This is a genomic window from Acinetobacter sp. 1125_18A, from assembly GCF_052824985.1.
In genome coordinates this window covers 460,882-476,377 of sequence record NZ_VTDG01000002.1, presented here as the reverse complement: position 1 = coordinate 476,377, position 15,496 = coordinate 460,882, and the positions used below count along the sequence as shown (strand labels likewise).

Below are 15,496 nucleotides of genomic sequence, written 5' to 3'. Positions count from 1 at the left end.
TTTTATTGGGATTGCTTTAGGTAAACGTTGTGGATTTATTATATGAAAATTTTTAAAAAACTATTTTATTTAGCTAAATTTCATATGATGTACTATTACAAAATTAGACATACCAATAAAAAAATTGATAACTATGCAGGACAACTGGTTTTTAATCCTGTTGCTAGCTCTATCGAACTGCCAAAAAAAATATGGATATATTGGGAAGGTAATTTTCCTGAGTTTGTAGAGAAGTGTGTTCAAAATATTCGAGAAAAAAACCCGTCTTATCATGTATATGTACTTAATCCAGAAAATGTAAGTGAGTACAGCGATATTGATTTCTCCTTATTGAAGGATGCAACACCTCAACAAAAGGCTGATTTACTCAGATTTGATCTATTATACCAGCACGGTGGGATTTGGTTGGATGCCAGTATTATTGTTTATGATAATTTGGACTGGATTCCTGAACTGATGCAAAAAAATCAGACAGAATGTTTTTCTTATTATCGTAAAAAAAATACCACAAATATCGATTATCCTGTATTGGAAAATTGGTTATTGGCAAGTGTTAAAAATAATGTTTTCTTTAAACATTGGTATGATGAATTATATTTAGCAATTCAGCAAACACCTAAAAGCTATGTACAAAATATTCGAAATACAGAAAAAAATAGCAAAGATTTTTTTCAAAGAATTAGTAATTTGGAATATTTAGTCGCCTATGTTGCATGTCAAAAAGTACTAAGACGATCTTTTCCAAGTATTACTTTGATTGATTGCGATGAAAATGCATTTTACTACCAAGTGAAAAATCGCTGGGTAAAAGAAAAGATTTTGATTGATATGGCAATTAATTATCCAGCTGAAGAATATCCTAAGTTAATAAAACTTGCGGGGAAAGAGCGTAATTATTTATGTCAATATTATGATAAAGGAATGTATTTTAAAGGCTCATTTATTGATTTTTAACTTTAAAGTTTATTTAATCATGTTGAAAACTAAGCTTTGATCTCATCTAGGAAATCAAAGCTTAGTTAGACTAGAATTTTCCCAATATAAAAATTAACTATTCCGGCTTAGATAAAAACTGTTTAAGTACTTTATATTTAGCCTGTTGGGTAAAGTACTCTTCAGAAGACAATGAACCAAAAACAGATAAATGGCGACCATCCAAAGAATAGGGAATACTTTCTTTTGCCATATGATTTGGTTTAAACAAATCAGCTTGTGTGAGCAATAATGTATTTGGATAGCGTTGAGTCATGTCTGTAATGAGTTGCGATGCGGTTTTTTGCTGTTTAGCTTTTACATTATCGAAATAACTATTTAGATTGAAATTTCGATGTAACCACAATGATCGTTTGTATAAAATGCTAATGTTTGCATCAAAAGCATAAGGTTCAGACATCACAATAACTTTCTTATGAGATTGATTGGCGAGTTTTAGCAAATTCTCAAAGCTCTGTTCTTGATGCTGTTGTACAATATCAGACCAGCGACCTGAAAAAATTAATGCATTGTATTGATTTATATTGTTTTTTAAATAGTCTCTGTTCAACATGCATTGCTGGTAGGCAGTAGAGTTTTTATCCCCGGTAAATTGTTTATCTGTACTTGGATAACACCAATTAGTAGTAATTGCGTGGATATTTAAGTTGAGTTCTTTCCCCAAGTAATGCCAGAAGGGAATATTATGGCCAGCAAAAGAATCCCCAAATAAAAGCACAGGTTGAGCATCAGCTTGCTTCGATCCGATATGACATTCAAGTCCTTGTTGGCCTACCTTAAGACTATGATCATCTTTAATGTTATAAAAACACCAGCCATTGGAAACTTTTGGCATTTCTAGCTTTTCATTGTGTTGTAAATACAGTGAATCCGCACGATTCTTTAAACCATCCTTATTGATATATGAATAGAGCATAGATGAAGAGATAAGAATGATAAAGAATAGTAAATAACAGTAATATACCTTTATATTGACTAAATATTTTCTTGAGCTTTCAATATATTTATAGCTTAACCAACCTAAAATAAAAGAAATTAGAATTGCTAAACTAATATTGACTAAATTTTTTTCAAAGAAAAAATATCCGAGTAAGAATGCAACAGGCCAATGCCATAAATAAATGGAGTACGAAGCACTGCCTATATTTTGAATAAATTTAAATTTGGTAAAGATTGAATTTTGTTGGTTGGCAATAAGAATAAGCATCGTTCCAATCACAGGAACTAGTGCATTATAGCTTGGCCATATTGTATCTTGACCAAACAGAACTAAACTTAGTGCAATGCTTGAAAAACCAATAATTTCAAGACAATGCTTTATCGGTTGGGTTGGTGTATAGGTTCTAAAATAGTAGTAAGCCAAGCCACCAGCAAGCAACTCCCAAGCACGAGAGGTGAGCTTAAAAAAAGCATAGATGGAGTCTTTAGATGAGATATAAATCGAAAAGCTTAAAGATGAAATGCATAATAAGATTAAAAATATCCCTAAGAATTTTTTATTTTGAATAATTTTAAAATATAAATAAACAAGAATAGGAAATAATATATAAAATTGCCATTCTACGGATAAAGACCAAGTATGGAGTAAGGCTTTATCATGAGAGCTTACAGCAAAATAATCACCTGCTTGACGATAATATAAGTCATTGGATAAAAAACTGAGACTATATTTTGCATCTTTAGCAAATAACTTAAAGTCTTCTGGGATGAAAAAAAACCATCCACAAATTGTCATGATCAAGACGACAAAGAAAAGTGCAGGAAAAATTCGTGTGATTCGTGCTAAATAAAAATTTATAAAAGAAAAGCTATTTTTTTCAAGGTTCTCAATAATAATCTTGGTCATTAGATAACCAGAAATGACAAAGAAAACATCGACGCCTAAGAATCCAGCAGAGAATCCTGAAACACCGAAATGGAACAGAACAACAAGTATTACAGCATAGGCGCGAAGCCCGTTGATATCATCACGAAAATTTTTGGTTTGCATATTGAAAACAAATTAAGAGCTAAGGTGCATCCAAAGCGTTATAAAAGCTTTGGATCTAATTTCTCAAAAGACTCTATCGCACTTTTCAGTGAAAGATTGTAAACTTTAATATTCTGCTTGTTTAAAAAGTGAGAGGCGGCCTCAAATGCTGGAAATATTTCAGTTAAATATTGGTCGAGCATCGTCGGTTGCTTGTTGCTACTTTTTTCATAAAAACGTGGCTGATTAAAGTTATTCATATCTAAACCTGCTAAATAAATTTCTTTATAAGACAGAGAGTAAATAATTTGTAAAGCGACATAGGACACTGTGAAATAATCAAAAATGGAGTCGCGAATATGCAAGGAAAACCCTTTACCACCCTCTAAATAAAAATAGTCTTGATGGGGATCAATGGCGATACGTGGACCTAAAAATCGCTCAACGATTCCTTCAGTAATCGTTTCAATAATTTTGATCTGACATTTAATCTGGTCAGGACTGATTCTTCTTAGAATTATGTCAAGACAGCGATGGGTGGTGAAAAAAGTACATTGGCTTTGGAGTACTTTAAGCACTAAGTCAAAACGATTTTTAGTAAAATTGAAGTCAATAATGACATAATATTTAAAATGAACGTAGTCCAATGATATTGAACCATTAATTCCAATATAATCTATATCTTGTCTTTTAAAAACATCTTCTGGGCATTTCTGAACGGAAGGACCAGTTGCAACCAGCATGCTTTTTTTACAAGTGCGTGTTGGCATAACTGAATTGTCAGCAATGAGTTTCTTACGAAAATACACCTGATCAATTCCACCAAGTTCATTTCTTTTGACAGAATAATAAGGCCAGTATTTGCGATTATGTCGATGTGTTTTAGGATGGCTATGTTTATAAATAAATTTATAGATATTTCTTAAAACAAAATTTGAAAAAAATAATTGAATCGATTTTGGTGTTTTATGGTTCATATAGGGTCGTAATGAGAAAATGAGTGAAGATGGATAAATTGTCTATCCGACAATTTATCCATCTAAAGTAAATGTAGGCTTTTTAAATTTAGCTTTAATTTTTCGGATTTGCTTGCTCAACCAATTGGTTTCTTGATCTGGGCGAGTCACTTTATTCCCTTGGTAGTTAATTTGAGTTGCTTTTGAAAAAGTTCCAAAAGGTTCAATTAAATAATTTTCAGGTTTATAACCAAGCTCTAGTGCTTCTGCATAATATTGATCAAATAACTCAACCAAATCTTGGCGAGGATGCGGCATTATTTTGCCGTCAAACCAATGTTTTTGATTCACTTCGGCAAGACGTGGAATTGCATATTTATGACTAAATTGAGTTCCCATGTCTGAATAATGTAATACTTTGATTTGTTCGATCGCTAAGTCTTCACCATCAATATTATTATAAGAATCTTGATAAGTTTCAACCAATTGAGGCTTGTCTTTGATAAGGCGCATTAAATTTTTATGACTGTCTGGATTGGTACGAATTTCATCAAGTGGTGGGAGGTATTGTTTGGCTTTCTCACAATCCCATACACAAGTACATAAACGCGCTGTACTTTTTCCGCCTTTTGCGATAACGATTGCATCATTATTCATAGGGTGTGACCAAAGTTCTGCAATATCACAGAGCACCACCACGTCTGCATCCATATAAATTGCACGACCTGTGAAATCACATAACTCAGGTATTGCCCAACGGAAACCAGAAAAAGGTGTTGCCCATTTTTCTGTAGACCATCCCTTACCTACTTCTTGATCGCTATACCACGGACTATTTATGTCATGACTAAGTTGCATCCAAATAAATTCAACATTATGCTGTGTATGTTTACGAACACTATGTTCTAATACCATAAGTTGTTCAAGGTCACAGTTATTTGGATCGCAACCTACAAAAATTTTAATGTTTTCACTAATCATTATTTATAGCCCCTAAAATCACATTTATTAGAGTGGTGCCATATAGTATATCGCTAAATGCGATTAATTTAAATGAACATTAATCTTTATCGTGGAGCCGATCTCAAAATTAAATTTATAAGTAATTGTTGTAAGAGTTTTTATGAAAAAATTTGTCATTAGTTTATCAACTGCTCAAGAGCGCCGTAAGCATATTGTTGCTGAATTTGCAAAACAAGAAGTAGATTTTGAATTTTTTGATGCGATTACGCCTGCGAATATAGATATCGCGACCTCTCAACTTGGTCTGGTCGGGTATACAACAGCTTTACACCAAAATGAAGTCGGTTGCTTGTTGAGCCATATGCTGTTGTGGAAAAAAGCAATAGATGAGCAACTCGATTATATTGCAATATTTGAAGATGATATCTATTTAGGTGATCATGCAAAAGATTTTTTATTGGATGATGTATGGATTCCAAAAGAATGTTCAGTGATCAAGTTAGAAGTCTTTTATAAAAAAATTGGTGTAGCGTTAAAACAACATAATCTTTCGGCTCCCGATGCCCGTAAACTATTGTTATTACGTGAAGCGCATATGGGATGTGGCGGCTATATCATATCGCAAGATGTGGCAAAAAAATTGCTGAATTTTATTGTTGAATCGAAAGTATTAATCCCTGTGGATCATTTTTTGTTTAGAGAGTGCCCAGAGCTAGAAGTGTATCAGCTTAGTCCCGCATTGTGTATTCAGGATATGATATTGACGAATGGTAATACACAGTTCCCAAGTGCCTTGGAAGAAGTTAGAAATATTAGAAAAGGGAAGTATTTGAAAAAGGAAAAATTGAAATTTAGTGCTAAATTGAAAAAAGAATGTTCACGAATTGTTAGACAAATTCAAAAAATGATGATTAAGCTGGCAAAATTTAGACAAGGTGTTCGGACTGTGAAAATAAAATTTCGTTGAAAATTAATGTTTTAGATATGTATTTTGAAGTGTTGCTTGGTGGGTAGGAATTTGCTTATTTATACAAATTCCTGCCTCCTTCTAACTTCCTAAATCGTTTATAGCCCCATAAATACTGTTCAGGAGCGATATTAATCATGCGCTCCATTTCTTTATTCAAGGTATCGACAGAAAGCTGTAAATCTTTAGAATTAATATCTTGCGATAGTGCAGTAAAATGTAAATCAAAACCAGAGAAATCAAGGCGACGAACACAAGTTAAACCCACGACGGAACATTGGGTTTTTGCAGCAAGCTTTGAAAGTAAAGTTGATGAAAATACTTTTTGCCCATAAAACTCAGAATAAATACCGCCAGACTCTTTGGGGATATGGTCGGGAAGGATGGCAGTAAATCCACCTTGTTTTAAATGTTTAAATAAGGCGCGTACACCAGTATCATCAGTGGGTACCAATGTTGCATTTAAGCGTTGGCGAGACTCTAACATAAATCGATCTAAGTCTTTATCTCTACTTGGCTTATACATGATAACGGGATGAGTATGTTGGTTGATCCACGCATTCATGAGCTCCCATGCCCCAAAATGGGGTACCACACCAATACAGCCATTGGGATTTTTCAAGGCATTGAGAAAAATCTCAGCATTATAAACCTGTTTAATTTGTGCTAAGGCGAATTCTGGAGAAGATCCCCAAATTTTAATTGACTCTGCATAAGTCATACATTGGCTTTTTAAACTGGCCTTAATCAGTTGATTGCGTTGTTGTTCATTAAGCTCAGGATATGCCGCAGTTAAATTCAATGCAGTGGTGCGTTTTGCTGAAGAATTACTGATAAACAATAAATTCCCGACACCTCTAGCAATACTTTGTATCATCCCTAGAGGTAATCGAGAGAAAGTTTTAAGTAGCTTATACATTTAATTAATATTAGTCGCGATCAGCATTGCCTTTCAACACCAAATAAATCAGTGCTGAAATAATAAAGAAACCAGCAATAAAACTGCTCATGCTGAAATATAGAATACGTTGATAAGTATCTAAATTAAACAACTGATGGCTTAGGATATAACGCATAAATCCCCATTGAACCACTGAAAATACAATGATAATAATTGTATGACGAAGTACATTAGGTCGCATAGCCATAGGTTTTCACCTCAAAAGTTAACAGCGATAGTATGCCATTTATGAGAACTTATCTCAATTAGAACCTATCGAAATAAAATGCATATGAAAAATAGAAAACCCTGCATAAAGCAGGGTTTTCGATGAAACAACTAAAAATTATTTAGCTTCTTCAGCTTTTGGTTTTTCGCGTAAACGAATACCCAAGTCACGCAATTGATTTGGCTCAACTGGCGCAGGTGCTTGAGTTAATGGACACTCAGCAGTTTTAGTTTTCGGGAAAGCAATCACATCACGGATAGACGATGAACCTGTCATCAACATCACTAAACGGTCTAAACCGAATGCTAAACCACCATGAGGAGGTGCACCGAATTTTAAAGCATTTAATAAGAAACTGAATTTTTCTTCAGCTTCTTCTTCGCCAATACCTAAAGCTTCAAAAATGGCTTTTTGCATTTCTAAAGTGTAGATACGCAATGAACCACCACCGATTTCAGTACCATTCAATACCATATCGTAAGCAACAGAAAGTGCTGCACCAGGATTACTTTTCACTTCTTCAACGCTTGATTTTGGAAGTGTGAATGGGTGGTGAACAGATGTCCATTTCCCATCATCAGTTTCTTCGAACATTGGGAAGTCAACGACCCAAAGTGGCGCCCACTCGGTTGTTGACATGTTCATGTCATGGCCGATCTTGATACGTAAAGCACCCATAGCATCATTTACAACTTTGGCTTTATCAGCACCAAAGAATACGATGTCACCGTTTTCAGCACCAACACGCTTTAACAAATCAAGCACGATTGGTTCGATGAATTTAACGATCGGTGATTGAAGACCTTCAATACCTTTTTCCAGTTCGTTGACTTTAATATAAGCCAAGCCTTTCGCACCATAAATTCCAACAAATTTAGTGTATTCATCGATTTGACTACGTGGCAATGAGCCTGCACCAGGTACACGAAGTGCAACAATACGACCTTTAGGATCTTTTGCTGGACCTGCGAATACTTTGAACTCAACGTCTTGCATCATGTCCGCAACGTCTACAAGTTTCAAAGGAATACGTAAGTCTGGTTTGTCAGATGCATAATCACGCATAGCATCTGCATAAGTCATGCGTTGGAATTTGTCAAATTTCACGCCAAGAAGTTCATTGAACATCTTAACGGTCATGCCTTCCATCAAATCCATAATGTCGTCATCGTTTAAGAACGATGTTTCGATGTCGATTTGAGTAAATTCTGGTTGACGATCTGCACGTAAATCTTCATCACGGAAACATTTTGCGATTTGGTAATAACGGTCTACACCACCAACCATCAACAATTGTTTAAACAATTGTGGTGATTGCGGAAGCGCATAAAAGCTACCATTTGAAACACGGCTAGGTACTAAATAGTCACGCGCACCTTCAGGTGTTGCACGTGTCAAGATTGGTGTTTCAACATCCAAGAAGCCATGTTCATCTAAGTAGTTACGAATTAACGTCGTTACTTTAGAACGGAAACGTAAGCGATCAATCATTTCTGGACGACGAATATCGAGGAAACGATATTTCAGACGGATTTCTTCAGAAATATTGGCATTTTCATCATTCAATGGGAATGGTGGAGTTTCAGATGCAGCAAGAACTTCGATTTCTTTACCTAAAACTTCGATTTGACCACTCACCATATTGGCATTTTCGGTGCCTTCATAGCGACGACGTACACGTCCTACAATTTTTAATACATATTCTGAACGTGCTTTATCCGCAGTTGCAAATGCTTCTGGGGTATCTGGATCGATGACGACTTGAACGAGACCATCACGATCACGCATATCAAGGAAAATCACCCCACCGTGGTCACGGCGACGATGTACCCAGCCGCAAAGTGTTACAGTCTGGTCAATTTGAGCTTCGGTTAAAGAACCGCAATAATGAGTTCGCATCATAGCGTTAAAAATCCAACTATATGGGTTAAGGAAGCGAGTACGTAAACAGCGCATCGCCTAAAAATGTAATGTGAGATTATGCCTCTTTGAGCGGTGAGTCACAAGGACTTGGGGCAAAAACTAGCTTGTTGCCGAATAAATTTAAGCTGATTTCAAGAAAGTTTCAGTGACTCAATCGGCAAATAGAGCATCATTCAAAATATTTTTTATAATTTAAATAATGAAACAATAGACAACCTAAAGTGAAACAAAGGGCGGAACCTTGGGTGAAAAATTTCATAAAGAAGCCAATCAATACATATAAATCAGTATCCTGTGGAACGAAGCCTGTACTTTTGGCAATATAAACATAATACAAACAGCCACTAAAAAACGCAGTTACAAATAAACTTATACAGAAAAAATTTACTTTAGGATTTCGTATTTGACTGACGCTATATTTAAAAAAGTAATGCAAACCCATCCACATTAAAAACGGTAAAGCCGCAGCAGAACAGCCGATTTGTAGGACTTTATGCATCGGATAAATACGATCAAACAAACTGACAGGTTGGGCTAAAAATTCTTTAAAAGCGAAAGTTCGAAAATCTAAATGGGTTAAACCATCCCAAATAATATGGGTTGCTGTACCTAAGATAATCGCCAGTATCATCCAAATTAGGAATTTAAAAAAAGTTGAAAACGAAGCGATGTTTAATGGTTTTTGAACGCCTAAAAACTTAAATAATAATGGGCGATATAAGCTATACCAAAGTAAGCAGAACAGTAATCCCACCAATAAATCTGGATAGATGATTCCTTTAAACTGATGATTTAAATAAATTTCAGTTTTAACCAACACTCTATACAAATCTGGTGTCATTGTGCCAATCGCGAGTGCTGCAATCGGCAAACGATTCCCTGAAAGTTTCGACAAAGGTGGTGCTAAAACAGCATGTGAAAGTGTAAAGGGCATTAGAATATTAAAAAGTTAAGCAATGGTTTTGATCTGATTCTATATAAAAAGCTAAAGGACGAATGTTTTTTATTGCAAAAATATTGAAATGTTATAATATAACATAATTCAAGAATATTGAGCTTTGAGAGCAATCGCATGTCCTTTACCAAAAGTGCCCTAACACTTTCCATTTCTGCAGTTATTTCAACTTCTATTTGGGCTGAAGATCAAACCAATACTGAAAAAAATCCACAACAATTAGAAACCATTACCGTTGTTGGACATCCCTTGGTCCGTTCAAGTCAAGATTTTGGCGTTGCAGATGAAACTGTTTCACGTGAAAAACTACAACAGGCGGGCACGACTTTAGGTGAAGCACTCAAAGATGAATTAGGGGTCTATTCCAATACCTTTGGGGCGGGTTCTAGTCGGCCTGTAATTCGTGGGCAAGAGGGTGCACGGGTTAAAGTGACTCAGAATGCAACAGAGACAATGGATGTTTCAAGTTTGTCACCAGATCATGCCGTCACTGTAGATCCGCAACTTGCGCAAAAAATTGAAGTCATTCGTGGACCATCAACATTATTATATGGGGCTGGGTCTGTGGGTGGTTTAGTCAATGTGGTTGACAGCAAGATTCCGACAGCAATGCCTGAAAATGGTTATGAAGGCAATGTTGGTCTGCGTTATAACACAGGCAACGACGAAAAAATGGCACATGCTGGGGTGACTGTTGGATTAGGTTCAAATGTTGCATTACGTGTAGAAGGCTTAAAACGTGACGCCAATGATTACATTACCCCGAACTATATCGTAACAGAAGAGCATGGTGATCATGCTCATAGTACGAAAGAGCGTCGAGTTGGCAATACATTTTCAGAGTCTGAAAATGTAAATGTTGGCTTATCTTGGATCGGCGAGCGTGGTTTTGCTGGCGTGTCTTATAGCAATCGCCAAGATCAATACGGTTTACCTGGGCATAGCCATGAATATGAGTCATGCCATTTACATGGCTTATCACTTCATTGTGGTGGGCACGATGATGACGACCATGCGGGTCATGACCATGATCATGGTGAAGAAGACCATGATCACGCTGAAGCTGGGCCATGGATTGATATGAAAACAGAACGTTATGATTTCCGTTCTGAGCTCAATGAACCTTTTGCAGGCTTTAAAAAACTTCGTGCACAAGCAAGTTATACCGACTATCAACATGATGAAATTGAAGGAAGTACAGCAATGACAACCTTCAAGAGCAAAGGTTATGAAGGTCGTGTTGAGTTGTTACACAATCCGATTGCTGCTTGGGAAGGCGTGTGGGGTGTCCAAGCCAGCCAGCAAAAATTAGATATCACAGGTGAAGAAGCGGTTCTTGCACCAAATAAAACCCAAAAGTATAGTGTATTTGGCTTAGAGCATCGCCAATTTGGTGATTTTCATGTGGAATTAGGGACTCGTTTTGATCATCAAACAGTGGATGTCGACTCAGATCAAAAAGACTTTGATGGCAATGCATTCTCATATTCTGGTGCTGTGAATTGGGCATTTGCACCAAATTACACGCTCTCTTTAACGGGTTCTCATCAAGAACGATTGCCTTTAGCACAAGAACTTTATGCTGATGGAAAGCATTATGCGACCAACACTTATGAGTTGGGCAATCAAGATTTAAATAAAGAGAAGTCAAATAATGTGGAATTAGGCCTGCATTATGATAATGACAAGTTGAGCTATCATGTACATGTCTATCAAAATTGGTTTGATAACTACATTTATGCCAAAACTTTGGATCAATACGAAAACTTCCGTCTGATCAAATATAGTCAAGATAAAGCCAAGTTCTATGGGACAGAAGGTGAAGTCGCTTATCAGTGGAATGATGTGTATAAAACCAGTCTGTTTGGCGACTATGTACGCGGTAAAATTGAAGATGAAAATGCACCGCGTGTTCCTGCTGGTCGTTTAGGCGCTCGTGTAAATGCTGAGTTTGATGAGCGTTGGTCTGGTTCAGCAGAATATTCACATGTGTTTAATCAAGATAAATTTGCGTCTTATGAACAAGAAACCAAAGGTTATAACATGGTGAACCTAGGTGTTGCTTATCAATATCCTTTGGCCAACAAACAAGAAGCGAAAGTATTCTTTAAAGCTAACAACCTGTTGGACGAGAAGATTTATGAACACACTTCTTTCTTATCGAATATTCCACAAATTGGACGTAACTTTGTCATAGGTATGGACTATAAGTTCTAATTATTTGCAATCATTCACCAAATCGTTATTGAAAAATAAAGGAATTCGACCTAGGCTTTAAGGGTCTGCCAATAATTCATCTGTATTTGCGACAACGAGTGTTTTTTAGAAGGTACAAGGCATGAACTATGAAATTTAGTGATCTAAATGAGTAGGTCATAACGATGTAGCATCAAAAAACACTCTAGTCCCTCAAGGGTTGTGGTTAAAATTATCTCAAACATCGTTATGAAACTTGAAAATAGTCTCGCTATTCTCTTCATTTCATGCCTCGTTTGCTCAATTTTAGCCGACAACGCAAGTTATATATGAAATGTTGACAGACCCTAAATTGGTCTAGGTCTTTTCTTATGCGTATCTTCAATAAAATTCAAAACAAACTGAATTGGTCAAAACGTCGCTATTTCGGCATTATTATCGGCATATTGGCCTTAGGATATTTCTCATCTGCGATTTATCATGTTTATAAACCGCTTCCTAAAGGGCTGAATTTTACCGGACCATTGCGTCACGCCAATGTAAAATTTATTGCCGATGAAACCTATATTGATGCGCAAGGGAAGCAGCAACTTGATCAACATATCTTTGATCAGGTGTTACAGCTGATTAAGCAAGCCAAGACCACCATTGTGATCGATATGTTTCTATTTAATAGTGAAGTCGGCGATTCTAAAGTTCAGCAACGAGAATTAACCAAGCAATTAACCCAAGCCTTGATTAATGAAAAAATTGTAAACCCAAGCTTAGAAATTAAGTTTATTACCGATCCAATCAATTCTGTTTATGGTGGAATTCAGCCTGAACAATATCGTCAATTACGTTTAGGTGGTATTGACGTGATTGAAACGAATTTAACACCACTCCGCGCATCTAATCCTATTTGGTCTGGGATATGGTATTTATGCTGTCAGGATATTGGCAATAACCCAAATAAAGGCTGGCTGAATAATCCATTTGGCGAAGAAAAAATTACAGTCCGCAGTTATTTAAATTTATTTAATTTTAAAGCCAATCATCGTAAAACCATCGTGGTTGATACCGCAGAAGGTTGGAAAACCATCGTCACATCTGCCAATCCTCATGATGGTAGCTCACGTCACTCCAATATTGCATTAATGGTTGATGGTGCAACTGCGACAGATATTTTAAATACTGAGCAAACCGTCGCACATATGTCGGGAGGTGATACGCCTTTTGTTGCATTTGGCAAACTACCTGAAAATCCAAATGATCCTCAGGTTCAAGTACTGACTGAAAAAGCAATTTATGATGCGGTCTTAAACATGTTGGCGTCAGCAAAAGCCAATGATCAAATTGATTTAGCTATGTTCTATTTGTCAGAGCGCCAAATTGTTAAAAGTTTAGTTGCTGCCAAGCAACGTGGAGTGAAATTACGTATTTTGCTTGACCCGAATAAAGATGCATTTGGTCGTCAAAAAAATGGTATCCCAAACCGTCAAGTGGCTTCAGAGTTAAATGAAGCAGGAATTGATGTGCGTTGGTGTAATACTCAAGGTGAGCAATGCCACAGTAAGATGATCGTAAAGCATAATGCGCAATCTGCGGAAATGATTTTAGGTTCAGCCAATTTTACCGCACGTAATTTAAAAAATTATAATTTGGAAACTGATTTACGGGTGGTTGGCAATCCGCAACAGCAAGTTTTTATCGATGCTGAACAGTATTTTAATACGGCTTGGTCAAACTTAAATGGTCGTCAAATGAGTGTGGATTACAGCAAATACGCTGATGAATCAAAACTTAAATACGGGGTTTACCGTTTTATGGAATGGAGTGGTTTGTCGACGTTTTGATTTATTCAAAAAATATGTATCGAAATGAAGAGATTTCGGTACATAATTTAAAGCTTGGTAGATTTTTTAATAACAAAGCTGAGCTTTAAATGAAAACATTACAAACATCATTTTTAAAATCATTACTTACACTGAGTCTGTTTATTTCACCACTTAGTTTTGCAGAGAATGCTTTAGTAGTTCAAGCAAAAACATTGCAAACAGGTAGTCCAACGGTCTTAATCAATATTGACAAAGCCATTCAATTATTCAGACAAGCTGCAGATCAAGGTGATGCAGAGGCTTATTTTCTACTTTCAAAATATTATTCTAATTCAGCAGATTATCGTTTTTTACCTGAAAATAGTCATTTATATAAACAGCTGCGTTTGGAAGCTGCTCAACGTGGTAATTTTGACGCATATTTATCATTAGATTTAGAAGCGAGTATAACTGAAGGTTTTGGTATTTCTAATGGTATCAGGCAAAAACTAATAAAAATTCGTCCACAAATTTTAAAACTTGCTGAACAAGGTGATGTTGAAGCCATACGTACATTCGTGCTTGCATTAGACAATGGGAATGATGATTACAGTGATGAACAGTGTAAATGGTTATATAAAGCAGTACAGCAGGGGGATTTATTAAGGGCGGGGTATAGTATCCAAAATTGCTCAGAAGATATTCTAAAAAAAATAGGTGCCAAGACGAAAGCTGCGTATGAAAAGGACCATAAAGACAGTGATTTAGCTCATTTTCAAATGCTTCAGAAACTTTCTAATCAAGGTGATATTGGAGCAAAAATAAAATTACTTGAAAATTATGCTGCTGACTCATATTTATCAGAGAAGGATATTAAACTGCTTGAAAATGCAGTTTTAACACATTATCAAAAACAAGCGTCTCAAGGCGCGAGTGATGCGTACTTGATGCTTGCATTAAAAAAAGATGCTGATAAAGATAAGCAGAATTTGTATCTAAAAGCTGCGCAATTAAATAATCATGTCGCATTAACAGAACTTGGATCTGATTATTTATGGACAGATGATGAAAAACAAATAGATATTAACAAAGGTTTAATTTATTTAAAAAAAGCTGCGGCTCAAAACGATCCTGATGCAATAAATTATCTCGGTGTTTGTTACTATAACGAGGAAAATGAAGACTATGATGAAGCACTTGCGCAAAAATATTTTAAACAAGCTGCTCAACTAGGGTCTGTCAATGCAATGGATAATTTGGCACGCATCGAAAATGACCCAGAAGATTATCGTTGGGCTGTTTTGGCTTATGAAAATGGATCATCTGAAGAAGATACACAGAGTAAAGCCCTAGAAGCTTATCAAACAGGTAAGGGTACAACTAAAGATCCGATCAAAGCGAGAAACCTAAAAACATATATTCAAATGCGAGCCCAGTTCAACAATAATTTAGGTGGCTTGATTGAAAGCATCAATAATGATGCTGAGCGTACTGAAACTGAATCTAAGAACCGAAAAAGATAAACTCAGTTCTTAACGTTAATGCTGATCAATTAAGCATTTTTAAAACCTCCCCCCTTCAAAGTAAGTAAGTTATGTTTGTAGTTGCG

Annotated in this window: 12 protein-coding genes; 5 read left to right on the top strand and 7 right to left on the bottom strand. The window is 36.0% G+C overall.

The features are described 5' to 3' along the window. Positions 1-42 precede the first annotated feature (42 nt). A complete protein-coding gene (locus FY049_RS05110; protein WP_056514943.1) occupies positions 43-954 on the top strand; it encodes a glycosyltransferase family 32 protein in 912 nt (303 codons plus the stop codon). A 97-nt stretch (positions 955-1,051) separates the two neighbouring features. Here the strand turns inward: FY049_RS05110 and FY049_RS05105 are convergent, their stop codons facing one another. Genes FY049_RS05105 through FY049_RS05095 form a run of 3 tightly spaced genes read right to left on the bottom strand, consistent with a single transcriptional unit; the run spans position 1,052 to position 4,899 of the window. Continuing rightward, on the bottom strand, positions 1,052-2,983 hold the full coding sequence (locus FY049_RS05105; protein ID WP_446083284.1) for an acyltransferase family protein: 1,932 nt from the start codon (positions 2,981-2,983) through the stop codon (positions 1,052-1,054). A gap of 38 nt (positions 2,984-3,021) precedes the next feature. Beyond that, positions 3,022-3,939, bottom strand: coding sequence for a lipopolysaccharide biosynthesis protein (locus FY049_RS05100; protein ID WP_416334320.1), 918 nt, complete (start codon positions 3,937-3,939; stop codon positions 3,022-3,024). A gap of 54 nt (positions 3,940-3,993) precedes the next feature. Continuing rightward, the gene (locus tag FY049_RS05095; protein ID WP_333664287.1) at positions 3,994-4,899 is read right to left on the bottom strand and encodes a glycosyltransferase; all 906 of its coding nucleotides are present in this window, start codon (positions 4,897-4,899) and stop codon (positions 3,994-3,996) included. Between the two features lie 142 nt (positions 4,900-5,041). Here FY049_RS05095 and FY049_RS05090 point away from each other — a divergent pair, with 142 nt between their 5' ends. Next, on the top strand, positions 5,042-5,848 hold the full coding sequence (locus FY049_RS05090; RefSeq protein ID WP_446083283.1) for a glycosyltransferase family 25 protein: 807 nt from the start codon (positions 5,042-5,044) through the stop codon (positions 5,846-5,848). A gap of 55 nt (positions 5,849-5,903) precedes the next feature. On the opposite strand, the gene FY049_RS05085 is transcribed toward FY049_RS05090, so the two are convergent. The 4 genes from FY049_RS05085 to FY049_RS05070 form a co-directional block, all read right to left on the bottom strand. Continuing rightward, entirely contained in the window at positions 5,904-6,767 is an 864-nt protein-coding gene (locus tag FY049_RS05085) for a lysophospholipid acyltransferase family protein (protein ID WP_333664289.1), read from the bottom strand. Positions 6,768-6,777: 10 nt separating this feature from the next. Then, positions 6,778-6,996, bottom strand: coding sequence for a hypothetical protein (locus FY049_RS05080; RefSeq protein ID WP_004723114.1), 219 nt, complete (start codon positions 6,994-6,996; stop codon positions 6,778-6,780). 138 nt (positions 6,997-7,134) lie between these two features. Further along, positions 7,135-8,919: an aspartate--tRNA ligase gene (gene aspS, locus FY049_RS05075; protein WP_004819069.1), complete on the bottom strand. Its 1,785-nt coding sequence runs from the start codon at positions 8,917-8,919 to the stop codon at positions 7,135-7,137. 190 nt (positions 8,920-9,109) lie between these two features. Continuing rightward, positions 9,110-9,874: a DUF4184 family protein gene (locus tag FY049_RS05070; protein WP_056514931.1), complete on the bottom strand. Its 765-nt coding sequence runs from the start codon at positions 9,872-9,874 to the stop codon at positions 9,110-9,112. Between the two features lie 138 nt (positions 9,875-10,012). Between FY049_RS05070 and znuD the strand changes: the two genes are divergently transcribed. From znuD to FY049_RS05055, 3 genes are all read left to right on the top strand, one after another. After that, positions 10,013-12,112: a zinc piracy TonB-dependent receptor ZnuD gene (gene znuD / locus FY049_RS05065; protein ID WP_154129561.1), complete on the top strand. Its 2,100-nt coding sequence runs from the start codon at positions 10,013-10,015 to the stop codon at positions 12,110-12,112. A gap of 350 nt (positions 12,113-12,462) precedes the next feature. Next, a complete protein-coding gene (locus FY049_RS05060) occupies positions 12,463-13,926 on the top strand; it encodes a phospholipase D family protein (RefSeq protein WP_056514925.1) in 1,464 nt (487 codons plus the stop codon). Positions 13,927-14,015: 89 nt separating this feature from the next. Further along, positions 14,016-15,410 (top strand): tetratricopeptide repeat protein, encoded by a 1,395-nt coding sequence (locus FY049_RS05055; protein ID WP_446083282.1) that lies wholly within the window; start codon positions 14,016-14,018, stop codon positions 15,408-15,410. The last annotated feature ends 86 nt before the right edge of the window (positions 15,411-15,496 follow it).